Origin of the sequence: Geminicoccus sp. (genome assembly GCF_036263595.1) — a bacterium.
Taxonomy (GTDB): Bacteria; Pseudomonadota; Alphaproteobacteria; order Geminicoccales; family Geminicoccaceae; genus Geminicoccus.
Genome location: NZ_DATAGQ010000136.1, coordinates 11,230 through 34,524 on the forward strand (window position 1 = coordinate 11,230; position 23,295 = coordinate 34,524).

Below are 23,295 nucleotides of genomic sequence, written 5' to 3' on the forward strand. Positions count from 1 at the left end.
CTCCGAACACACGGGCCATCCATGAACCTGTTGATCCTCACGCGGACGGCTGCCGTCCAAGGGACCTCCTGGACCGTCCATGCCGCATGCAGGCTCGTCGCGGTGCTGGTCCTCGTACTCGTCGCGGTCTCCGCGCAGGCCAGCGACCCGGAGCCCTGGCCGCGTACGGGTGAGCCGCCCCTGGTCGTGGATCCCACTGTCACCTGGGGCAGCCTGCCCAACGGCCTGCGCTACGTCATCATGCCCAACCGCACGCCGCCAGGACGCGTGAGCCTGCGCCTCCTGGTCGAGGCTGGCTCGCTGATGGAACGGGAGGACCAGCGTGGCCTTGCCCATTTCCTGGAGCACATGGCGTTCAAGGGCTCGAAGAACGTCCAGCCTGGCGAGTTCGTCCGCTTCCTGCAGCGCCAGGGCATGGCGTTCGGCGCCGACACCAACGCACGCACCGGCTTCGACAGCACGGTCTACATGCTGGAACTACCCGGCAACGGTGCCGAGTTGGTGGACAGCGGCTTGTTCATGCTGAGCGAGGTCGCCGGCAACCTGACCTTCCCGCCCGCCGAGATCGACACCGAGCGCGGCGTCATCGAATCGGAACGGCGCCTGCGCAACACGCCGTTCGCCCGCCAAACCGACGCCATGCTGGCCTTCATGCTGGACGGCACGCTCTATCCCGACCGCCTGCCGATCGGCGACGAGCAGGTGATCCGCACGGCCGATCAGGCAGACTTCGAGGCGTTCTACCGCGCGAACTACCGGACCGACCGAATGGTCATGGTGGTAGCCGGCGATGTCGAGCCGCAGGCGGTCGAGCCAATCCTGCAGAAGCATTTCGGCCAGTTTGCCAAGCCGGATGCGCCCTTTGCCGCGCCTGACCTGGGCCAGCTCGACCACGAGGGTGCCGACGCACTCTACTTCATGGACCCCGGCCTGCCCACGACCGTGGCGCTCATGCGCTCGAAGCCCGAGCCGCAGGAGCCGGACAGCCTGGAGCGCGTCGACCGCCGCCTGGTCGACCACCTCGCCAACATGATGCTGAGCCGCCGGCTGCAGAGCCGGGCGCTCACCCCCGGTGCCGTCTTTACCGACGGTGATGCCTGGAGCGCGCCGATGGAGCCGATGGCACGCATCAGCGGCGTCACCCTGCAGACGACCCCAGAACAATGGGAGCAGGCGCTGACGGTGGCCGAGCAGGAGTTGCGGCGCGTTCTCCAGTTCGGCTTCAGCCAGCAGGAGCTGGAAACCGCGATCGGCATCCTGCGCAGCGACTTCCAGGCCCGCCTCGCCGCATCCATGACCGTGGAGTCGGCCCGTCAGGCCGAGGCGCTGGTCGCAACGATCATGGACGAGGGCGTGTTCACGAGCGCCCAGTCGGACCTGGACCTGCTGGAGCGCACGGCCGCGACCGTGACGCCGGAGCGTGCCCTGGAAGCGCTGAAGGCAGCCTGGGGCGCGGACGAGCCCAAGGTGATGCTGACCGGCTCCTTCCCGCTGGAAAATACCCGCGAACGGATTCTTTCCGTCTACCAACAGAGCCGTGCGGTCGAGGTGAAGCCGCCCGAACAGGCGGCACTGCCGCCGTTCGCCTACCAGGACTTCGGCACGCCCGGCACGGTCACCGGACGCGAGACCATCCAGGATCTCGGCATCTCCTCGCTCCAATTCGCGAACGGTGTCCAGCTCGACATGAAGCCCACCAAGCTGGAAGCCGACCGGATCCAGGTCGCCGTCCGGTTCGGCTCGGGCGTCTTCTCCATGCCGAAGGACCAGCCGGGCCTCAGCATGCTGGCAAAGGCGGGCTTCATCGCTGGCGGCCTCGGACGCCACGACATCGACCAGATCGAGCGCATCTTCGCTGCCAAGCAGGTAGGCGTCGACCTGCAGCCGGCCGATACCTCGTTCGTGCTGACCGGCTCCACCACCCGCACCGATCTGCCCGACCAGCTCCGGCTGATGGCGGCCTACCTTACCGACCCGGCCTTCAATCCCGATGCCCTCGTGCGTTTCCGCCAAGCCATGGCCGATACCTACCGCGCCATGGACGCGACGCCGAGCGGGCAGTTCAGTGGACCGGTGGCCCTCCTGATCCATGACGGCGACCCACGGTTCGCGCTGCCGCCCGAACAGGAGATAGCCGAGCGCACGCTGGACGAGCTGCGCACCTGGATGGAGCCGGGCCTGAAGTCCGGCCCGCTCCAGGTCGTGCTCGTGGGCGACATCGAGCGCGAGACGGCAACCAAGCTGGTCGCTGAGACCTTTGGCGCCCTTCCCGATCGTGGGCAGGTCGATCCTGTCCAGCCGCCCACCATCCGCCTGCCAAGCCGGGCCGAGCCGGTGGAGTTCTACCACCACGGCCAGCGCGATCAGGCGATCTCCACCGTGTTCTGGCCCACCACCGACAGCAGGGACCGCCGGCGCGATCGTGGCCTGGACATTCTGGCCGACATCTTCTCCGACCGGCTGCTCCAAGCCGTCCGGGATGCGGAGGGCGCCAGCTATTCGCCAGAAGTAAGCAACGGCTCGTCCGCCACCCTGCCCGGCTTCGGCTACCTTGCAGCCTCGGTGGACCTGCAGACCGACCACGCCAGGGAAACCCTGCAGGAGACGGTCGACATTGCTCGCGGGCTTCGGGAGGAGGGGGTCACGGCCGACGAACTGGAGCGCGCGGTAAAGCCGCGTTTGGCCGAGGTCGAAGCGGTCAGGCAGTCCAACCGCTGGTGGGCCTATGCCGTGCTGCTCGGCATGCACCAGTTTCCTGATCGTCTGGAAGCGGTCCGAACGGCCAAGGCCGATCTGTCGGCGCATACGGTCGGGAGCATCAACGATTTGGCGCGGCAGTATCTCGTGAACGACCGCGCGCTGCGCGTGCTGATCCTGCCAGCACCCACCGAGTGAGTGGCCATGCTTGCTCCGCAACTGGGCGAGACGCTTGCTCCCGCGGGCATCCTGATGTTCTTGCGTCCTGCGCGTTCCTCGGCACGAGCAGGGATGGAAGCGTCCTGAGCGAGTTCTTCAGCCAAGAGCTGTAGATAGGCCGGCTGTCCGGTGAACGGGCGCTGCGATGAACAATTGAGGAGCGTCGAATGTCTGCAGCTGGCGGTCCGTCCTTGCTGATGCGTGCGGCGGAACTCGGGCGGGGTCTGGTCAGCTACCCGAGCCTGGAGAGGGCGCAGTGGCTTTCGCCGGAACGGGTGCAGGCGCTGCAGTGGCAGCGGCTGCAACAAACCATCGAGCAGGCTGCCGCGCATTCGCCACTCTACCGGCAGCGCTTCGCCGCCTTGGGCATCCAGCCAAGGGACATCCGCTCGCTCGATGATTTTCGCAAGCTGCCGATCACCACCCGTGAAGACCTGCGGGCCCCGGATGGGCTGCTGGCCGACAATTTCCCGCGGAATCAGCTGCGGGAGTCGATGACTTCGGGCTCGACCGGCCGGCGCACCACCAGCTACTTCGACGAACGTGCCTGGGTGCACGCGAAGTACCTCGTGAAGCTTAGGGCCCGGCGGGCCTGCGGCCTTCAGCCCTGGCACAAGGTGGCACTCTTCCAAGAGGATGGCGGCACGGCCCTAGAGGCACCTGCCGGCAAGCGGACACATACCTTCTCCATCCACCGGCCGATTGCCGAGATCCTGCCGGGTGCTCAGCGCTTTGCGGCCGAGGCCTATTACGGGTTCCCCGGCTATTTCGTGAGACTCGCCGAGGCCGCCCAGGGAAGCCTGCGGCCGAGAATGATCTTCACGTCGGGGGAACTGCTGGATCCCTTCACCCGGCGTGCGATCGAGGATGGCTTCAAGGCGCCGGTGTTCGACGTGTATGGCTGCACGGAGGTGAAGGAGGTCGCCTGGGAATGCCCGGCCCATGCCGGCCACCACCTGAACGCTGACTGGATCCTGTTCGAGGTCGACCCGCCGGGCGACGCAGGCAAGGTGCTGCTGACCCCGCTCTACAATCGGGCCATGCCGCTCCTCCGCTACCAGGTCGGCGACACCGGTATGCTGCTCAGCGAGCGCTGCCCTTGCGGGCGCGGCCTTCCGCTGATCCGGCCGACGCTCGGACGCAGCGTTGATTATCTCCAGCTGCCGGACGGCAACATGCTGCCGCCCTATACGCTTACCTGTGCCGTCGAAGCCGTCGAGGGCATGCGGCAGTACCAGTTCGTGCAGACGGAACCTCGCCGAATCGAGCTCAGGATCGTCCCCGGTGCCGACTTCGGCGCGGAGAGCGAGGCAGCACTTCGCAACGCGCTGGCGCCCGTGCTCCCCGGCGTCGATGTAGGGATAGAGTTGGTCCCCACGATCGCAGCGGAGCCCAGCGGCAAGTACCGGATCGTCAAGACGCTCGTGGAGGCGCCCGGGCCTGCACGTTGAGCTTGGGCAGGCGCTGGCTCGGCAGCGGGCAGTTCGGCCGGATCCTGCTCTACGGCTCGTCACGTTCCGTCGTCGAAGCCCTGCTCGGCGTGCGGGGCGTGCTTCTGGCCGGCATCCTCGGGCCGGAAGCCTTCGGCATCTGGGCACTGTTTCGCCTGGCGCTGACCTATGGGTCGTTTGCTGGGCTGGGCCTGCTGCGCGGGCTGGAACTGGAAGTCGCCAAGGCCCGGAACGACAGTGATCCCGACCGGCGAATGGCGTGGGGCCGTACCGCCGCCGGTTGTGTCCTCCTGACCTTCGGAACCATTACCGCCCTGACCTGTCTTGCAGGATTCCTGGCACCGGAGGCCTGGCAGCGTGAGTTGCTTTGGGCGGCAGCCGCCGGCCTGCTGCTGGAGCGCCTGGCGTTCTACGGCCTGACCTTCATGCGGGCATCAGGGTCACTAAGCCAGTTTGCCCTGTTGGAGATCGTGCAGGCGACAGCGCAACTCGTGGCGACGCTAGCACTGGGCTATCTCTTTGGCCTGACCGGCGCGCTCATCGGCTTCTCGGTCGCCGTCGTCGTGGGCCTGCTTTTCCTGCCGGGTCGCGTGCCGCTCCGTCCCGAACTGCATCCCACGCGGCTGACGAGCATGCTCAAGATCGGCCTGCCGATCAGTATCAGCCAGCTGCTGGCAGCCATGCTGGCGACCGTGGATCGGCTGGTCGTAGGCGCTTGGCTCGGTCTGGCCGCGCTGGGCCATTATGCCTTCGCCGTATCCGTGGCCTCGGTCGGCGTTTCGGCGGCACTGGTCGTGCAGACCGTCATCTTCCCCGACATGTATCGACGGCTCGAGGGAGAAGATGCGGCCAGCCTCACACGCGAGCATCTTGAGCGGACCATCCGGCCGTTCGTCCTGCTTCTCGCGCCCCTGGCCGGAGCAGGCATCCTGGTTCTCGGGCTGGTGGTTGCCCTCCTGCTGCCGCGCTACGCGACGGCGCTCCAGCCGGCGGCCGTGTTCGTCTTCACCGGGATCGCCCAGGGCGTCGTCGGCTTGGCCATCATGGCCGTGGTCGCCGCAGGGCGACAGCAAGTACTGCCCCTGCTGACGCTGGCGGCCCTCCTCGCCAATGGCCTTCTCGCCACCGGCACCATGGTGCTGGGACTGGGGATGGTCGCGCTCGCGACCGAGGCAGTGGCCGCCCGGCTAGCCTATGCCGGTCTGGTCGTGATGCTCGTGGCACGTAGCGCCGCCGCGCCGCCACTGGCCACAGCCGTAAGGATTCTGTGGCCGATCATCTGGTGCGCCGGTGCGACCGCGCTGGCCAGCAGGCTCATGCCGCCGCTGGATATTCCGAGCTGCACCATCGCCCTCGCAGGCTATCTTGTCGCCGTCGCGCCCGTCCTTCTCACGCTCGTGCATGTCTTGCGCAGGGCACGCCCAGTCAACGCGGCTTGAGCTGGAACTCACGCGGCGCGCAGACCAGCGGCTGAGCGCGGGCATGCGCGGCTTCGTGATAAAGCTGCAGGCTGAAGGTCGCCACCGCCGACCACGACATGCCCTCAGCCAGTCGTCGTGACTCCTGACGGTGGTCGCGCAGGCGATTCGGGTCGGTAAGGTAGTCGACCAGCACTCGGCGCAGCTCTTGGGGGTCGCTGAAAGGCACGATGGCGCCGTTGCCACGCACGAGTTCGCTCCCGCCGGTGGGCGTCGTCACGATCGCCAGTCCGGTCGCCATGGCTTCGAGCAGCACATTCGGCATGGCATCCGCGAGCGCCGGCAGCACCATGACGGCGCCCTCGCGGTAGGCATCAGGCATGTCCTGGCCGCCGACATGGCCGCGGAAGATGATCCGGTCCTGAACCCCGAGCTCGGATGCCATGGCCTCTAGACGCGCCCGCTCCGGGCCGTCGCCGACGATGGTCAGGGTCGCATCAGGCACGCCGTCGAGCACGCCCCGGAATGCCTCGATCAGGATATGGACACCCTTGCGTTCCACCAACCGCCCGACGAACAGGATGCGGTGATCCCCGCGATCCACGGTCTCTGGCACGAAACGATGGATATCCACACCGTTTGGTATCACGTCGATGACGCCGTTGGGATAGGTCTGCAGCGCCAGCGACCGCAGGTTACGGCTGACGGCGACGACGCGTGTCGCCTGGCCCCAGACCTGCCGCGACACATGGCGCATGACCACCGGATCCAGGACACGCAGCCGCCGGCTGTAACCCGGCACATCCGAACCGCGCAGCGACACGATATAGGGTACGCGTCGGCGCAGCGTGTAGCCGACGATCCCTGATGGCCAGCCTGCCCAGCAGTGACAGACGTCGTATTGCCGCTGGCGCGAGAGCATGCGGGCATGGGAGATCGCGCGCCGCGTCCACTGGAATAGTTCGCCGGCCCGCCAGTAGAAGAGGTCGCGCTTGGCTACGGGCAGCCGGTGAATCTCGATGTTGCTGGCCAGCCTTTCGACCGTCGGCTGGGGGATCGTCCCGCTGGTGACGAGGTCGATCACGATGCCCGGCCGATTGGCGAACTCCGCCAGGAGCTGCGAGCAGGCCACGCCGGTGCCGCCGCCGATAGGGGGAAACTCGTAATTGACCATGAGCACCCGCATCGGCGCATTCCTTGCCACCTGATCATCCTTATGCATCGCACCGCTCCACATTGGCGGAGAGTGTCCGCTCGGTCTTGGCCTTGACCGTATGAAGTGCCAGTACCTTGCTTGCTGAGGTCGTGAAGGGTTCCTTGCGGACCAGCCGCAGCGCCCGCGCATCGCGCCAGCGTTCGCCATAGATGCCGCCGCCCTGAACCTCGTTCAGGTAATCGACGATCGCTCCGGTCACCGCGCTTTCCGGAAGTGGACCCAGACGCGGGCTTGCGATGAGCTGCACGACCGGCAGCCCGTCCTCGTCCTCGTCCTCCACGAGCTGGTAGTCGGTAGGACCGCCGCCGAACTGGCTCGGGAGCACCTCCTCGACCATCCGGATGAGGTCGTGGCCGAGGAAGTTCATTCCTTCGCTCGTGAGCTTCTCGTGGCTGCGAATCGTATGCAACTGGCGGTCGAGGCCCAGCCGGTGAAGCGCGCAGCCGCAGGGCCGTGTGCCGATCTCGCCATAGTCGTCGCTCTCCACGTTCAGCATCAGCTTGGGCGTGCTGTTCGCGAGGGTCGTGTAGACGTTCACTGGAACAGGCGGCGCTCCGGTCGTCCGGCGCATGGGCCGGATGACGGCGAGCTTGTCGATGAGGAGATGGACCTCGTCGACCGCTTCGGGATTCCCGCAGGGTAGCCCGATGCGCCCGACTTCACCCATTCCATAGATCGATACGGCACGGCATCCAGCCTCGGCGACCACACGGGCGCGTGCCGGTGTCAGCGGTTCACCACCCAGACGGAATAGGGTGCCCGCAATATCCAGCCGATGTTCCCGTGCGGCGAGGCAGACCCTGGTCCCGGACGAGGCATTGCTGTTGACCAGAGCCGGCCGGCCCTCGGCCTTGAGCTGCGCCAGGTATCGCGCCACCTGCTCCGCCTGGCTCAGGGGGACATGCTCTGGCCACGGCACCTGGCACCCATGCCGACGCATCGCGAACATCAGGTAACGGGTGAGCACACCATGCTGCCAGGCGCGGCCGAGGGCCGGAGGAGCGCTCTGTGAGAACCAACGGTCTACCGGTCGGCCGAGCTTGGCACAGCGAAGCACGGCGTTGATCCCGGCCCCGTAAGGCAGCGTCGGTTGCCAGATCACATAAGGCCGGTCGAGTGCACCCTGTGTTTCGAACAGCAAATAGTCGTAGACCGCAGATCGGGCGTTGTGCGCCAAGTCGATCTGCAGCCGTGTGCCGGCGCTGCGTGACCCGCCGCTTTGCGCAGCGATGTGAGTCGTACCCATGGGGTTGTCAAAATCGCGCGCGGTGGTCTGAAGTTCCAAGCTGCCGCGACGAATCGGCCTGCGCCCCTTAAATTCTTCGAGGCTGACGTAGACGCCAGCGGCATAGAGTCGCTGCAGGGCGCCTTCGACGCCTTCCTTTCCGACCAGCTCAACCAGGTCGCCCGCTTCGATTCCGGCATGGGCGAGCAGTGCACGGTAGGGGCTGCCTTGGACGGCCAGCACACCTAGCGTGATGTTGCGGAGCAGGTTCTTGCCTCGATGCGCGAGATCCCCGGTCACCTCGGCATGAGCCGCCTCGGGAAGAAGCTGCTCTCGCAGGTAGCCCGGCAAGGCCGCCGCCAAGCCTGCGAACAGCTTCACCTGCTGCAGGACGCTCATGCCGGGCGGCTGGTGGTTCGCGCGTGCGCTGGTCATGGATAACAGCCCAGCTCTCTGGCAACCCGGCTGGCGACATACACGTCTTCCAGTCCCATGCCGAGCGGGTTGACGAAGACCCGCCCTGGATAGGCGCGCCTGGGGCCATGCAGAACCTCGCCCAGCTCCCGGACCCGCTCGTGCCCATAGAGACTAGCCTCAAATCCGTGCTTGAACACCCGGTCGGCCTTGAGGTTCTGGTCCAGATCGTCGACGACAATATGGTCGCTGCGCGCAATCACGTCGGCTGTGCAATCCATCAGAGATAGGTTGACGATCAACCGGCAGCCAGCGCTCAGCATCGACGGTAGGATGTAGGGCTCGGTCGCGGCGGACGTGGTGACCACGACTTCAGCGTCGGCCAGCGCCGCCTCATGGGTGGAGCAACGGCGAATGCAGCTGTCGTCCAGCAGGTCGTCGAACGACGCACGTCGACTGAAGCACCCGATTTCCTCGACCGACGGATACAGCGTGCTTAGCTGGGTCGCATGCATCCGGCCGAGTCGGCCCATGCCCAGCACGGCAATCCGGCGCGGCCGGGGCGCGAACTGATCGAGGGCCAACAGGGTGATCGCGAGGGTCCGCATCGAACTGATGAGGGTGCCGTCCATGACAACACGTCCCGCGTGGGTGACGGGATCGTTCAACAGGATCAGCGCATGCGCCCGCTCACGGCCGCGCTCCACGTTGCGAGAGTGGCTGCCGATCCACTTGATGCCGAGAGCCGGCTCGTCGCCCAATACCGCGGCCGGCAGCGCAATGACGCGGTCATAGGGGTTGCTGCTCGTCAGGAGGTAGGTCTTTGGGGGCTGGATGTGGCGGCGCAGGTGATGGGCATGAAGGGCTTCCTTCGTCCAGCGCTTCACCCTGAGCGGGTCGTCCGCGATGAGGCTGCGGATCTGCTGCTCCGCGATCTGCAACACCGGCTCCGCTGGCGCACCTGCCGCGACCGCGCGCACCTGCCGCGGCGTGACCGGCTTCACATCGTAGCTGAAGCGTTCCATCAACGGCCTAAGTCGCGTCTCGGTCTGCGTCAGCTCGTCGGCCGTGAGGACCATCCGATACCGGCCGATCGAATCAGCCGAGATTGGCTTCGTCGCCTCGATGTTCTGCGGAAAATTGACCGGATCGCGGGTCGGGCCTTCGACCTTGTGGAACTCCAGCATGGCCGGGGCGAAGTCGATTCCAATGAACCGGCACACCTCGCGCACGACGCGCTCCGTATCCAGAACGAGATCCTCGTAGCGGACCGTGAGGAGGAGCGGGTCAGGGCCATGCGCCAGCACGTCCGATACCGCTTGTTCCCACCGATCGATGCAGAGATCGATCGGCATGCAATAGCCGGTCGGAACGATCCGGCCATCCACCACCTTTCGTTTGCGGTGGGTCTTAAAGGAGGCGACGACATCGCGAGGATCGCGAACGAGATGGATCACCTTCGCTTCAGGGAAGTGACCACGAATATAGCCGAGGCGATGGATATTGCGGGCGGTCTTGTCGACCCAGATCCGCTTGCCAGACCGATCGAGCACCAGGTTCTGGAAGCGCTCGACGAACTGGACCCGGCCCTTGGCAGTGGCCAATTGGGCATCCAGCGCCGCCAGAGGCAGATCGAACTTCCGTGCGAGGGTCGCCGTGTCGATCGATACCGGGAGCATAAGCAGGGATTCCGGGCCCGCATGCAACTCGGGATGGGTGTCGAGGATCACCCGAAGCAGGGTGGTTCCACTTCTGCCACAACCGCAGATTGTGACAAACGGGCGGCTCGACTTCTGGGTCTCTGCAGGCTCATCGAGAAAATCCAACAGCCGCCAGCGTTTCAGTTCGTCGATCTGCGCATCGTCGACAATCCCCCCGGAGCGGAATGCCCCTAGAATGACGGCCTCATTCGATTGCGGATCGACAAATTCTTGCTTCAACATTTGAGCTGGTCTCTATGGTGTTCCCTCTTTTTCTTATTGTAGCCGAACAACATAATCAGAGGCCCCCGCGACTAGATTCTGTTGACGGACTCGCTTTTTTAACTAATCCATGTCTAATGCCTCCCCCTGCTAGTTACTGTTATTTTGGTGTAATTTTCTTTGATGATGAAAATAACTTAATTATCCATTACGGAACCGAGAGCCGCATTGGTTATACGGCTAATGATTCTCCGCCCATTACACACCTTCCGCAGCATACATCACACCACTAGCACAACACCGTGACCATTCAATGGAGCGATGATGCTAAAGAGCTTGGCTGGGGCTGGGCGACCATCGTGGTTGCCTGGGCGGGATCGACCGAATCAGGAAAGGCTCTGCCGCATCGCGTCCACGAGGGAAGCTAGGACTTCCTGCCCCTGCGGCGTGAACAGCAAGCGATCAGGCTCTGCGGTCACCAAGCCAGCCCGCTGAAGCTCATCAACTGCGCCCGGATTAGCCTGGTGCCCGGCCGCATCGCGTCGGACTACAGCGGTCACGGGTTCTCCGCTCTCGAGCTGGTGGTAGATCGCGAACGCGAATACGGACAATGCCCTGTCGCTCAGCGTGGTCGCCATGTCTTCGTGCTCTCCTGCCAAGCTTGGTCGCTCTTCGCTCATGCCTGGCTATTCAACATCAAGGATGTGCCAGTAGTTCCCGGAAGCCAGCATGCAGGGGCCGGCGGCGATGACTTCCGCAACAGTACCACCCATATCCTCCCTGTGCCTGGAGGACGGTTCCCTCGGCAGCGGTTCGACCGTGCGTGCCGACGTGGCAGCGGAGTGGCTCGTGGGCCTGCCCAAGCAGTTGATCGACATAGATCGCATCTATCTGGAGCCGGGGGTGGAGGCCTACCGGCGTGGCCAGGAGATCCTGGCTCGCTTTCCCGATGCGGAGCGGATCCAGGTCGACTCGCACTGGAAGATCCCCACCCTGCACGGCAACGAGGGCAGTGCCGAGGACTGGCTGAAGATCAAGCGATCGGTCCTGGTTCTTGGCGTCAAGAAGACCCTGGGCCTCCGCCCGAACGGGCGAAGCGCGCACTTCATCGCACCCTCCAGTTCCAACGGCTGCGCCATGGCATGCGCCTATTGCTACGTGCCGCGGCGCAAGGGGTACGCCAATCCGATCTCCCTGTTCGTCAACATCGAGGAGAACTGCCGAGCCATCGCCCGCCATGCCGAGCGGCAGGGTCGCCTATCGGTACCGGACCAGATCGATCCGCATCTTTGGGTCTATGACATCGGCGAGAACGGCGACCTGTCGGTCGACGCCGCCCTTTGCGACAACGTGAAGGACCTTGTCACCCTTTTCCGGCAGGTCCCGAACGCGAAGGGCTCGTTCGCCACCAAGTTCGTGAACCCTGACCTGCTGGGCTACGACCCGCAGAACAAGACCCGGGTGCGCTTCTCGCTGATGCCGGAGGAGATTGCCAAGGTAGTCGACGTCCGCACCTCTCCCATGGGCGAGCGGATCGCTGCCGTCGACGAGTTTGTACGCGCAGGCTACGAGGTCCACCTCAACTTCTCGCCGGTCATCATGCACGAGGGCTGGGAGGAGGCTTACCGGCGCCTGTTCCAGCAGGTCGACGACTGCCTCTCGGCCGAGGCGAAGGCACAGCTCAAGGCCGAGATCATCTTCCTCACTCACAACGCCCAGCTGCATCAGGTGAACATGCAGTGGCATCCTCGGGCCGAGGAGCATCTCTGGCGGCCGGACCTGCAGGAGACGAAGCGATCCGAAGGCGGCATGCTGAACCTGCGCTACAAGGCATCCTGGAAGCGGCAGTGGCTGGCGCGCTTCCAGGACCTCCTGGCCCGTCAGTTGCCCTACTGCCGGGTCCGCTATGCCTTCTGACGGTGCTCCCGGATGTCCGACCCAGCCCAGCCGCTGATCCTTACCCTGGCAATGAACGACGCAGCATTCCGGAAGCTGGACACGTTGCGGCAACGCCACTTCCCGCCCGAACGGAACTTGATCCCGGCCCACGTCACCCTGTTCCATCACCTGCCGGGCGGTGAGCTGGCCGGGATCTGCCACACGCTCACCGAGCTATGCTGCGATACTTCTCCATTCGAGGTCGAGATGGGCGGGTTGCAGTTCCTTGGCCGTGGGGTCGCCATCCGCCTGGCCGGGTCCGAACTCTTCGCACTCAGGGCACGCTTGGCGCAGGCATGGAAAGGCTGGCTGACGCCCCAGGATCGCCAGTCCTGGCGACCGCACGTGACGATCCAGAACAAGGTGCCTCCCGAGGAGGCGCGGTGGCTGCACGAGGAACTCGGCCGGACCTTCCAGACCTTCCGGATCACCGGATCCGGGCTCCTGCTCTGGCGCTATCTGGGTGGGCCATGGATGCCATCGGGTTCGTTCGTGTTCGGTGGACCCGAGCCCAGGCAGTGAGACCCCTGGCATTTGCCTGGCACGGCACCGACACTAGATGGACCGTGATGAAAGGGAGCCCCGATGACCTCCGAGCCCATGCTCCTCGCGGCCAACGACGTGGCGCCGGCTTCGCGCGGCATCCTTGGGGCGGACCGGCAGGCGCTCCGGGACGCGGTTCGTGAGCTGGAGGGACCAAGCTTCATTGCCCGACTGTCTGCCGCAGCCGGACGGCCGATCGAGATGCTCGGCCGGGCTCTGCCTGAGCGTGCCACCGAACTGATCTCCGAGGCCACGGCGAAGGCGCTGCGGCAGGGGCTGCGCTACATCATCAAGACCGTCCCGCGCGGGACCAAGGACGCAGAGACGGGCAGGCACCGGACCCTGGCGACCTTGTCCGGCGCCATCGGGGGCGCCTTCGGCATGGCCGCGATCCCGATCGAGCTGCCCGTCTCCACGACGATCATGCTGCGTGCCATCGTGAGGATCGCGCAGAGCGAGGGCGAGGACCTTGACGATCCGGAGACGGCGCTGGCCTGTCTGCAGGTATTCGCGCTGGCCGGGCGCACCGGGTCAGTCCATCTGCACGAGAGCGGCTATTTCGCCGTCCGCGCCGCCCTGGCCCGCTCGGTGACCGAGGTGGCACGCCAAGTTGCCCAACGCGGCGTGCTCGACGAGAGCGCATCGGCCGTCATCCGCCTGATCTCGCAGATCGGCTCGCGGTTCGGCGTGGCGGTCTCGCAGAAGGTGGCGGCGCAAGCCCTGCCGGTGCTGGGCGCGTTGAGCGGGGCTGCGATCAACGCCGCGTTCACTGCCCATTTCCAGACCATGGCGCGGGCCCATTTCACGGTGCGCCGGCTGGAGCGTGCTCATGGCAAGGCCGCCGTGCGCGCCGCATACCTGCAGATCCAGGCCGAGGAAGGCTTCTGACGTGGCAGTTCGAGCGCCAGGTTCCACAGCAGGTTACACGCAGCGATATTCTCGCTAGACCGGCATCTCTCGACCGGGCCGACTCCGGCCATGAAATCTACTCCCCCCGCTCATCCGGGCGGCCATTGCATGGGCTGAACCGTCGAGATGGTCGTCTACCTCATCCGAAAGCTCGAGCAGTTCACCAAGCTATCCAATGAGGAGAAAAGGGCGCTTGAGAATGCTGCGGCACAGAAGGTGCGGCGGCTAGGTCCGCGAGAGGACATCATCCACGAGGGCGACCGCCCGCGGCACCTCAATCTGATGCTGGAGGGTTGGGCCTGCCGCTACAAGGTGCTGGAGGATGGCCGACGCCAGGTTGTGGCCTTCCTGGTACCCGGCGACATGTGCGACCTTCGCATGAGCATCCTGCGACGGATGGACCATTCGATCGGTTGCCTGTCCCACGCGCTGGTGGCGGAGATCTCAGCCGACACCGTTGTGGAACTCTCCGACCGCTATCCGGCGCTGCGGCGTGCGCTCTGGTGGAACTCGCTGGTCGAGGAAGCGAAGGCCAGGGAATGGATCGTCAATCTCGGCCGGCGCAATGCGGCCGAGCGCATGGCGCATCTTTTCTGCGAGATGTACGTCCGGCTGAGGGCGATCGGGCTTACGATCGATCGGGCGTTCGAACTCCCGGTCACCCAGGAACTGCTCAGCGATGCGGTAGGCCTCTCGGCGGTCCATGTGAACCGCACGCTGATGGAACTGCGCGAGGCGAACCTCATCAGCCTGAAGGGTAAGACCCTGACCATCCTGGATCCGGACGGCCTGGAGGCTCTCGCCTTGTTCAGCGCCGACTACCTCCACCTCGACCGCTCAGGCGAAGCCGGATGAGAGCTGGCCTGCATGGGTCGACCGGACGAGATCGGGTTCCGCTCCTCGGTCTCCAGGTAGTCGATCCTGCGGAGGATCTGGGTGCGGTGGTCCCGCCAGGCCCGCACGACTTCCTCCAGTTTTCCCAGCAGGGCCTCTGCATCGGAGGCGTCATGCGGGGTCTTCTGTAGCCGCTCGATCAGGTCCCTCTGCCGCGCGATACGCGCCTCGCCAGCAGCTATGTCCTGATCGGCCTTGGCCAGCTGCCTTCTCTCATCGTCCAGCTCGCCCATGCCAGCCCTCCATGAAACCACCGGTTTTCGGCGAAATGGTCACGCCGGCAGCGTCACATCGCTGATTGTGTTCATCAGCCGCAGCCATGGGAACAGTCGTGGCAGCCTCAAGTTGCTCTCCCGTGCCAATGGGAGCACCGGGACAGGATCATGAGCAATCGCGACATCGTCGTCATCGGCGGATCGGCCGGCGCCACCGCACCGTTGAAGACGATCCTGGGGGCTTTGCCCCTGGACTTCCCGGCAGCCATCTTCATCGTGCTGCACATCCCTGCGCGCAGCATCGGCATCCTCACGACGGTGACCGCGGCGGCCACCAGGCTGCCGGTCCACCCCGCAACCGACGGGATGCCGATCCACCCCGGCAACATCTACCTGGCCGTGCCGGACCACCACATGATCGTGGCGGACGGCCATATCCGGTTGGGCCGCGGCCCACGCGAGAACATGGCGCGGCCTGCGATCGACCCGCTGTTCCGCTCGGCCGCCGCCAGCTACGGGCCACGCGTCGTGGGCGTGATCCTGAGCGGCTTCCTGAACGACGGGGCGTCCGGCCTGGAAGCCGTCAAGCGCTGCGGTGGGATCGCGATCGTCCAGGATCCGGAGGAGGCCATCGCGGCCGAGATGCCGCGCAACGCGATGACGGCAGCGACGGTGGATCTTTCCGTGCCGAGCGCGCGGATCGGAGACGTCCTGTCCGACCTTGTCCAGCAGCCGGCCGGGCCTGGCGTTCGCGTTCCTCCCGAGATCCAGCTCGAGATCGATATCGCGGCGGGCGAACGGATTGACAGTTCGATCCTGCGGCGCATCGCCGATCCTGCCGCCCTGACTTGCCCGCAGTGCGGTGGCATCCTGTCCACGGTCCGCAACGCGAAGCCGCTGCGCTATCGCTGCCAAGTCGGGCATGGGCTGACCGCCGACATTCTTGCCAAGGAACAGGAGAACGCAGTCGACGAGGCGCTGCGGGTGGCCCTGCGGATCGTCGAGGAGCGGGCCGAGTTGGTCACACGCCTGGCAGAGGACGGCCGCAACACCGGCCGCCGGGCCGTTGCGGAGATGTATCAAGAGCGGGCGGACGAATATCGACGCTATGCCGATACGATCCGCCGGGCTGTCCTGATCTCGATGGGATCTCCTGAACCCTCCGGGAACGAAGGCGCGCAGGATGAATAGGCTGGGCGCGAGGGCCGGACGAACGATATCCTCAGGTCGGCACGATCTCGCCCGGACATCGCAGTGCCGTGGCCGTATCGGGCAGCCCATCGACAAAGAACCGTATGTCTGAACAGCATTCCCCAGAAGACAGAGCAGGCACTGCGAGGATGCTCGTGGCCGTGGCCGCATCGGCGGCAGACCCGGGCCCGCTGGAGGACTTCCTGGAGCAGTTGGCGCTGTCTGCCGGTGCGGCGATGGTCGTGATCCTGCAGCATCGTGAAGCCCTGGACGAAGATGCCTTCCTGACACGGATGGCCGAGCGCGGCTGCATCCTGACACGCATCGAAAACGACATGCCCGTCGAGCAGGGCAAGACCTACCTGTCTGCCCCGGACGTCGTGTCAACCATTCATGATGGCCGATTCCAGGTGCGGCCGTCAGAGCAGAACCCAGGGGAGCGGGGCACCATCGACAGCTTCCTCGTTTCGCTTGCCCAGGAGGAGAACGGCCACGCGATTGCCGTCCTCTTCAGCAGCACGGGCACGGACGGCACCCTGGGCGTGACGGCGATCAAGGCATCGGGTGGCCTGATCATCGCCGAGGAGACCCGGGAGTACCGCGAGGACAGCCTGGCCCTGAGCAGCACGCCCGCGGCCCTGGCGGACTTCATCTTCCCGGCCGAGGAAATGGCCAACCGGGTGGCCTTCCACCTCAAGCGTCTCCTACGCCAGCAGAAGGAGGTTGCGGCGAACGCCAGCGCCGCGGACATCTCCAACATCGCGACGGTCCTGCGCAACAAGACAGGCCACGACTTCCACGGCTACAAGAAGGGCACGTTCCTGCGCCGGGTCCAGCGCCGGATGGAGGTCGTCCAGGCGGACACGTTACCCGACTATCTCGAGATCCTCCGCACCCAGCCGGACGAGCCGCAGCTTCTGTTCAATGACCTGTTGATCGGCGTCACCCAGTTCTTTCGTGATCCGAAGGAGTTCGAGCTTCTCGATTCCCTGGTGATCCCCAAGCTCCTGCAAGGCAGGAGCCGGAACGATCAGGTCCGGGTCTGGGCGGTCGGCTGTTCGACCGGCGAAGAGGCCTACTCACTCGCCATCCTCCTGCGCGAGCACATGGCGAAGCTCGACGTCGTCCCGCAGGTGCAGATCTTCGCGACCGACCTGGACGGACGTGCCCTGGCTTCCGCCCGGTCCGGCCGCTACACCAATGCCATCAGCCAGCAGATGTCGCCGGAGCGGCTCCGCCGCTGGTTCGTCAAGGAGGGCAACACGTTCCTCGTGGTCAGGGAGCTGCGGGAGATATGCGTGTTCTCCCAGCACAGCCTCATCAAGGACGCCCCGTTCTCACGGCTGGACTTGGTCTCCTGCCGCAATCTCCTGATCTACCTCGACCCGGAGCTCCAGAATCAGGTCGTCCCGCTCTTCCACTTCGCGCTCAAGGAAGGCCGGTACTTGTTCCTCGGTAATTCCGAGAACGTATCCCGGCACGCCCAGCTGTTCGTCCCGATCGAGAGCCGCGCCCGGATCTTTCAGCGCCAGGACACTGCCGGTCGTGTCCTCCCCGACCTGACCTTCACGCCAATCGACCCGCGACGGCCCCTGGAATCTCCAAGCCCGCTGCCGAAGCCGCGCCTGCGCGACGGATTGCTCACGCGCCGGGCCGAGCGGCTCGTGGAGCGCTATGCGCCGGCCTATGTCATCACCGACCAGATGTTCAGCGTGCTTCACTTCTCGGCGAAGATGGGCCGCTACATCCACCCGACCGGTGGTGCCGCCAGCCTGGACCTGCTGAGCCTGATCCATCCGGACCTGCGGGTTCACCTGCGCCTGGCGCTCAACAAGGCAGCCGAGAGCGGCGAAACCGTGCATTCCAGCGACCTGCTCATGACGATCGACGGGCAGCTTCTCCAGGTCGACCTGGTGGTCGAGCCGGTCAAGGACGATGCCCCGTCCTCGCGGACCTTCGTGGTCATCTTCAAGGAGGGACCCGACCCGTCAGAGAAGGCCAGGGAACGGGTGCCGGACAGCGACGACGAGCGGGTGCAGCGTCTCGACGCCGAACTGCTCGTCGCGCGCGAGCGCCTGCAGGCGACCATCGAGGAACTGGAGAGCACGAACGAGGAGCTGACGTCCTCGAACGAGGAATACCAGTCGCTGAACGAGGAGCTGCAGTCTGCCAACGAAGAGCTGGAGACGTCGAAGGAAGAGCTCCAGTCGGTCAACGAGGAACTGTCGACGGTCAATGGCGAGCTGGCGCACCGTGTCCAGGAATTGGCGAGGGCCAACAGTGACCTGAAGAACCTGCTGGAAAGCACGCAGATCGCGACGATCTTCCTCGACAACGATTTACGGGTGGCCAACTACACGCCCGCCGTCGCGGACATCTTCCATCTCATCGAATCAGACTTCGGCCGCCCAATCGGCCACATCAAGTCGCGCGTGGCTTATGACAATCTGCAGGAGGACGCCCGCCGGGTGCTGCGGACACTTGCCAGCGTCGAGCGGGAGATCGAGGCTCCTCAGAACGGCCGCTCCTATCTGGCCCGTGTGTTGCCCTACCGCAGCGTCGACAACTTCATTGCCGGCGTGGTGATGACGTTTGTCGACATCACGGCACGTAGGCGGGCCGAGGAGGCGCTGCGCGATCGGGAGGAACGGTTCCGCCTGATCGTCGAAGGCGCGCTGGACTATGCGATCGTCGTCACCGACCGGTCAGGCCGTATCGAGGAATGGTCACCGGGTGCCGCCGCCGTGTTCGGCTGGACGGCACAGGAAGCGACCGGCCAAATGCTGGCCATCCTCTACACGCCCGAAGATCGGGACCAGGGCACGCCGGAGAAGGAAATCGCCCAGGCGCGCGAGGAGGGAATGGCCCCCGATGTGCGCTGGCATATGCGCAAGGACGGTACGCGCGTGTTCATCGAAGGCTCGGCACGTGCGCTGTACGACGCCTCAGGCCGCTTTCGCGGCGTCATGAAGATCGGCCAGGACGTTACCGAGCGACGCGAGCGTGAGGAAAGGCTGCGCCAGAGCGAGAGTCAGGCCAAGCTGCTCTTGGGCGAGCTGCAGCATCGGGTCAGGAACACGCTGGCCGTGGTCCGCTCGATCGCCCGGCGCAGTGCCGTCAACAGCAAGACAGTCGAGGATTATGCAGCCCACCTGGACGGTCGACTGAACGCATTTGCCCGGGTGCAGGCCGTCACGACAAGGGACCCGGCCGCCGGGCTCGATCTCGAGATGCTGGTGGCGGACGAACTGCTGGCGCACGCCGCCCGCGAAGGCGAGCAGGTGAGCGTGATCAAGGGACCGAAGGTGCGGCTGCAGCCAAGGACGGCCGAGACGTTCGGGCTGGCTCTTCACGAGCTGGCGACCAATGCCGTGAAGTACGGCGCTCTTACGTCGCCCAAGGGCCGGATCGAAGTGTCCTGGCGCTTCGAGGAACGGGAGGGCGGGCGGTATCTCGTGCTCGACTGGATCGAGACCGGCGTCCAGCTCGACGCCGCGGGGCCGCAGCGGCGTGGCTTCGGGACCGAGCTGATCGAGCGGACCCTGGCCTACGAGCTTGGCGGCGAGACGGGCCTGCAGTTCGGTTCCAACGGCCTGCGCTGTACCATCAGGCTGCCGGCGACCGAGCAGATCATCGTCCTGAGCAAGGCGCCTTCTGGGACAGGCCACGGACCATGATCGTCCCAAGCCGTGTGATGGCCTGCCTCAGCCGGCCAAACGCTTCGGAAACAGCGCCCTGGCGATCTTCATCGCGTCCGCCGGCTTCTCATAGCGGGGAACATGGCTGTGCTCAGCCGGAATCATGCTCTGGTCGTAGCCGGTGACGAACACGAACGGCACGCCTCGGTTGCTCAGCTCCGCCGCCAGGGGAAATACCTTCTGGCCGTTCAGCTCGACGTCGAGAACCGCACCATCGATCCCTGGCCCCGCCGTGACCAGCTTCATGGCCGCGTCGAGCGTGGGCACCGGCCCTACCACCTCGGCACCGGCATGCTCCAGCTCGTGCTGCAGGTCATCCGCGATCACGTACACGTCCTCGACGACCAGTACGCGGGTGCCGCTGAGGTTCACGCGCTGCATTCTCGGGGCCATCGCCGTTCCTCCGAACCCACCGGCAATTATTTCCCGTGCCGGGACAGGCATCGCTCGCGATCGTCCGGCGGCGTGTTGCGACGAGCAATATCATGAACCTCTGGCACGAGGGACTGTTCCATTTCCTGACTCTCCCGCTGCCGCACAAAATTCCCATGCTCAAGCCCATCCGTGCATGTGCACCGACTCTGGCCCGGTCCATGTGGTGTTCTGATCAACTGCCTTCATGCTGACAGTGGAGCGTTTTCCTGTATATTACAGAATGTTTATCGATTATTTTTCTGCGGCGCCAGGTCATGTCGCCAAAGCTGGCGAAGCGCTGACCTGACCGCATTTTGGGCTCAGTGACGATTCGCCCCCTGCTGATGGGCGTGATGTGGAACAGGCTCAAGCCCTTGCTGCCGCCACAAAAGCCCAGGATCGAGCGGCCCTCGATCGACCACCGGCGTTTATGGAGGTGGTGCTCTGGTTGGCTCGCACCAGCTCATCCCCCTCCCAGGGATCGGGCTGAAGCCCGCAGGCACCGGACACTGGTCGGAAGGCGCGCATGCTGAGAAGCACCGTTATCCGTACCCCTACCTGTGCTACAGGAGCATGTCAGTCGGCAGGCGGACAGGCACTCGGCCACTCCCGCAGTGGCTCTTAGACAGAGCTGCATCTTCGTGCCGGTGTGCATGGCGGCCAGTAGCGCTGCACCTGAACGGCGGTGGGCGCCACGACCTGCTGGGTGTGGCGCCATCGTCCGAGCAAGGCATCCTGCCTACCGACGGGCAAGGTAGGCCCGCTGGAGGGTTGCCGCCGTCATCGCGGAGGGCTTGTTCAGCTGCCTGGCCGCTCAATCCTTTCCACGCCATGTGAATCGTCCCGACCATCCCGAACCGGGTGGACCAGCCAGACAACCTTGGCTTCGACCGCCAAGCCTACCGGCAGCGCAACCTGACCAACGGCTGGTCGGCAAGCAACTCCGCCGCGTCGCCTCACGCTACGACGAGTTTGCCGCCCACTACCTCGCCTTTGGCGACACGCGTTAGCTGCCCGATTGCGAAACATTGCCGGGATCCGGCAGGACTAGCGACGGTGGACAGCAGTTGAGGGCGGAGGCCGACAATCGGCGGTGCGGAGCGGCCTTCCGAGCCGGAGATCCGGACGATAGGGACGGTGTCTCCACCTGTTCATCACGAGCGGCGGTTCTTGCGGGGCTCCGGCTGGCCGAGACCGGGGTCGATCACCCGAACAAACCCGGCCAGATCTCGCCTCCAGAGCTTGCCAGCCGCCTGCCCTCTTCGCATCAGATCAGCGACTGGCCATAGGTCAGCACCTGATCACAGACCTTCTCGGTGAGTTGCTTCTTGAAGCCGCCGCCGCTCAGGTTCAGCTTCTAGCTTCTGGCCGCTGTCACTCCCAAGGATGCCGCCCAGCCCCTCCCGGTAGCCCGGATCGGCATTCGCCTCCTCCTGCCCCCCGATCTGCCCGAGCAACCTGTCCTTGAGATCTGAAGCATCGCTACCTAGCAGGTTGTTCTTGGCACAAAACTCCAGCAGGCCAGCAATGTTGCCGGTCCCGACGTCGCCCAGCGACGGGATGGTCTGGCTACCAAGGCCTTCGAACATGGAGGCGCCATCTTCGCCCAGGGCGCCGTCCAATGCTTCTTTCAGCTGGGATTGCGCGGCTGTGGTGCCTGCCATCATCGCCACGACGGACAGGGTGAGAATGTTCGAGATCCGGCCGCGTTGTCTGGACATCCGCTCTCCTTCCGCAATGGTTCAGCTTCGGGCACAACGCCCAGCCTCGCCGAAGGAACCTGCCCGATCCGCAAGGGTTGGCCCGGGCACGAGGTGATCGAGAGACGGAACGATGGCGAACGACAGCGAGCGTGGACCGAACTGGTTGCAGATCAGGGAGCGCATCGACGCCGACAAGACCTTGGACAAGAACACGCCGCCAGAACCGGCCATGGCAACGTTCGGAACGGACGACGAGGCAGCCGGCCAGTACACGGCGCCCGAAGACATCGCCCGCTCGGCCGGACCCGAAGCGACCCTGCCGGGGCCGTCACCCAAGCCAGTCATCCCCGGCTGGGCCTATTTCGTCGGTGGCCTGGCCGTTTTGGTCATTGGTTTCATCCTGCTGACGTCGCTCGTCGCCTGATCCGAAGGCATGCCGAGCATGGCAAGGCGAATTGGGCCTGCTACCGGCGCTGCTCACCAGTCATGGACACCACGCGGCCCTGCGCGAGGGTGAAGGTCCTCGTTTCGAAGCCCGAACAGGTGACGGCTGCGTTATCCGATGAGCGCCGTCCGTCCTGCCAGTAGTAGCGGGCCTCGACCACGAGGCGCTCTGGCGTGTCCTCCAGGATATTGGTCCGGGTGACTGTCATCGACGGCGAGACGCAGCGTGCACCCTCTTCCCAGGCGTTCGCTGCATAATAGCTCTGGATGGCGGCAATGGCTTCCGGATGGCCCGGCACGTCCACCGTAGTGCAGCCCACCAGGACCAGGAGGGCGGCCGTCGACAGGTTGCGCAGCATGATCATCCGCATCGTCCTTGATGGCCTTGCTCGGCAAACCGCCTTGCGCGTCACCTTCGAGCCGGCTCTGCGCGTCCTACCCTCATGTAGGTCTTCGTCGAGCAGCGACCAGCCTCGCGCCACCAACGGACCGCGACGGCTTCGGCCGGAGCACCGCCCGATCCGATCCCGATCAACCGGCCAGCCGCGGCCATCTCGCGGCTTTGCGCTCTCCACTGCTGAATCGACTGGAGGCATTGGCGATCACGCAGGCCTTGGTCTCATCCGGCTTCAACCCGCTCCCCCGGAGACACGGTATTGCCGGTCAAGCGGGTGGCGGGTCGGCTGCTCCGGGGTGGAACGCCTTTGGTGGGCGGATGACGGCTTGCGCCCACGACCAGCAGCCTTGGAGTTGCCGGCGGTCGCCGGGATGCTGGCGTCTGCAT

18 protein-coding genes and 1 pseudogene are annotated in these 23,295 nt (G+C 65.3%); 10 read left to right on the forward strand and 9 right to left on the reverse strand.

The window, feature by feature from the left end; genetic code table 11:
* The first annotated feature begins 21 nt into the window (after positions 1-21).
* The 3 genes from VHL31_RS13080 (at position 22) to VHL31_RS13090 (ending at position 5,806) form a co-directional block, all read left to right on the forward strand.
* On the forward strand, positions 22-2,895 hold the full coding sequence (locus VHL31_RS13080) for a M16 family metallopeptidase (protein ID WP_329661661.1): 2,874 nt from the start codon (positions 22-24) through the stop codon (positions 2,893-2,895).
* Between the two features lie 188 nt (positions 2,896-3,083).
* Entirely contained in the window at positions 3,084-4,367 is a 1,284-nt protein-coding gene (locus tag VHL31_RS13085) for a hypothetical protein (RefSeq protein WP_329661662.1), read from the forward strand.
* 2 nt (positions 4,368-4,369) lie between these two features.
* On the forward strand, positions 4,370-5,806 hold the full coding sequence (locus VHL31_RS13090) for a lipopolysaccharide biosynthesis protein (protein ID WP_329661663.1): 1,437 nt from the start codon (positions 4,370-4,372) through the stop codon (positions 5,804-5,806).
* Here VHL31_RS13090 and VHL31_RS13095 read toward each other — a convergent pair.
* The 4 genes from VHL31_RS13095 to VHL31_RS13110 form a co-directional block, all read right to left on the reverse strand.
* Positions 5,793-7,022, reverse strand: coding sequence for a glycosyltransferase family 4 protein (locus tag VHL31_RS13095; protein WP_329661664.1), 1,230 nt, complete (start codon positions 7,020-7,022; stop codon positions 5,793-5,795). The two genes, VHL31_RS13090 and VHL31_RS13095, sit on opposite strands and share 14 nt — an antisense overlap.
* Complete coding sequence (locus VHL31_RS13100) at positions 7,000-8,661, reverse strand: hypothetical protein (protein ID WP_329661665.1); 1,662 nt, start codon at positions 8,659-8,661, stop codon at positions 7,000-7,002. Before VHL31_RS13100 ends, VHL31_RS13095 begins: the two co-directional genes overlap by 23 nt.
* Positions 8,658-10,583: a sulfotransferase gene (locus tag VHL31_RS13105; protein ID WP_329661666.1), complete on the reverse strand. Its 1,926-nt coding sequence runs from the start codon at positions 10,581-10,583 to the stop codon at positions 8,658-8,660. Before VHL31_RS13105 ends, VHL31_RS13100 begins: the two co-directional genes overlap by 4 nt.
* Positions 10,584-10,948: 365 nt before the next feature.
* Positions 10,949-11,200 (reverse strand): hypothetical protein, encoded by a 252-nt coding sequence (locus tag VHL31_RS13110; protein ID WP_329661667.1) that lies wholly within the window; start codon positions 11,198-11,200, stop codon positions 10,949-10,951.
* A gap of 91 nt (positions 11,201-11,291) precedes the next feature.
* On the opposite strand from VHL31_RS13110, the gene VHL31_RS13115 reads away from it, so the two are divergent.
* The 4 genes from VHL31_RS13115 to VHL31_RS13130 all read left to right on the forward strand — a co-directional run bounded on the left by VHL31_RS13115 (position 11,292) and on the right by VHL31_RS13130 (position 14,807).
* A complete protein-coding gene (locus VHL31_RS13115; RefSeq protein ID WP_329661668.1) occupies positions 11,292-12,479 on the forward strand; it encodes a spore photoproduct lyase family protein in 1,188 nt (395 codons plus the stop codon).
* A 12-nt stretch (positions 12,480-12,491) separates the two neighbouring features.
* The gene (locus VHL31_RS13120; RefSeq protein ID WP_329661669.1) at positions 12,492-13,022 is read left to right on the forward strand and encodes a 2'-5' RNA ligase family protein; all 531 of its coding nucleotides are present in this window, start codon (positions 12,492-12,494) and stop codon (positions 13,020-13,022) included.
* 63 nt (positions 13,023-13,085) lie between these two features.
* Positions 13,086-13,931, forward strand: coding sequence for an EcsC family protein (locus VHL31_RS13125; RefSeq protein WP_329661670.1), 846 nt, complete (start codon positions 13,086-13,088; stop codon positions 13,929-13,931).
* Between the two features lie 147 nt (positions 13,932-14,078).
* Positions 14,079-14,807, forward strand: a complete 729-nt coding sequence (locus tag VHL31_RS13130; RefSeq protein WP_329661671.1) for a Crp/Fnr family transcriptional regulator — start codon at positions 14,079-14,081, stop codon at positions 14,805-14,807.
* On the opposite strand, the gene VHL31_RS13135 is transcribed toward VHL31_RS13130, so the two are convergent.
* On the reverse strand, positions 14,771-15,079 hold the full coding sequence (locus VHL31_RS13135; protein WP_329661672.1) for a hypothetical protein: 309 nt from the start codon (positions 15,077-15,079) through the stop codon (positions 14,771-14,773). The genes VHL31_RS13130 and VHL31_RS13135 overlap by 37 nt on opposite strands.
* A 150-nt stretch (positions 15,080-15,229) precedes the next feature.
* On the opposite strand from VHL31_RS13135, the gene VHL31_RS13140 reads away from it, so the two are divergent.
* Both VHL31_RS13140 and VHL31_RS13145 read left to right on the forward strand, forming a co-directional pair.
* The gene (locus VHL31_RS13140; protein ID WP_329661673.1) at positions 15,230-16,252 is read left to right on the forward strand and encodes a chemotaxis protein CheB; all 1,023 of its coding nucleotides are present in this window, start codon (positions 15,230-15,232) and stop codon (positions 16,250-16,252) included.
* A 149-nt stretch (positions 16,253-16,401) separates the two neighbouring features.
* Positions 16,402-19,929: a CheR family methyltransferase gene (locus VHL31_RS13145; protein ID WP_329661674.1), complete on the forward strand. Its 3,528-nt coding sequence runs from the start codon at positions 16,402-16,404 to the stop codon at positions 19,927-19,929.
* A gap of 27 nt (positions 19,930-19,956) precedes the next feature.
* Here the strand turns inward: VHL31_RS13145 and VHL31_RS13150 are convergent, their stop codons facing one another.
* From VHL31_RS13150 to VHL31_RS13155, 3 genes and pseudogenes are all read right to left on the reverse strand, one after another.
* Positions 19,957-20,343 (reverse strand): hypothetical protein, encoded by a 387-nt coding sequence (locus VHL31_RS13150; protein WP_329661675.1) that lies wholly within the window; start codon positions 20,341-20,343, stop codon positions 19,957-19,959.
* A 1,288-nt stretch (positions 20,344-21,631) separates the two neighbouring features.
* Positions 21,632-21,718, reverse strand: coding sequence for a DUF2501 domain-containing protein (locus VHL31_RS26960; RefSeq protein WP_414653722.1), 87 nt, complete (start codon positions 21,716-21,718; stop codon positions 21,632-21,634).
* Between the two features lie 13 nt (positions 21,719-21,731).
* A pseudogene (locus tag VHL31_RS13155) lies at positions 21,732-22,085 on the reverse strand (DUF2501 domain-containing protein); the annotation flags it as partial.
* 112 nt (positions 22,086-22,197) lie between these two features.
* Between VHL31_RS13155 and VHL31_RS13160 the strand changes: the two are divergent.
* The gene (locus tag VHL31_RS13160; RefSeq protein WP_329661677.1) at positions 22,198-22,491 is read left to right on the forward strand and encodes a hypothetical protein; all 294 of its coding nucleotides are present in this window, start codon (positions 22,198-22,200) and stop codon (positions 22,489-22,491) included.
* Between the two features lie 40 nt (positions 22,492-22,531).
* On the opposite strand, the gene VHL31_RS13165 is transcribed toward VHL31_RS13160, so the two are convergent.
* The gene (locus tag VHL31_RS13165) at positions 22,532-22,876 is read right to left on the reverse strand and encodes a hypothetical protein (RefSeq protein WP_329661678.1); all 345 of its coding nucleotides are present in this window, start codon (positions 22,874-22,876) and stop codon (positions 22,532-22,534) included.
* Positions 22,877-23,295 lie beyond the last annotated feature (419 nt).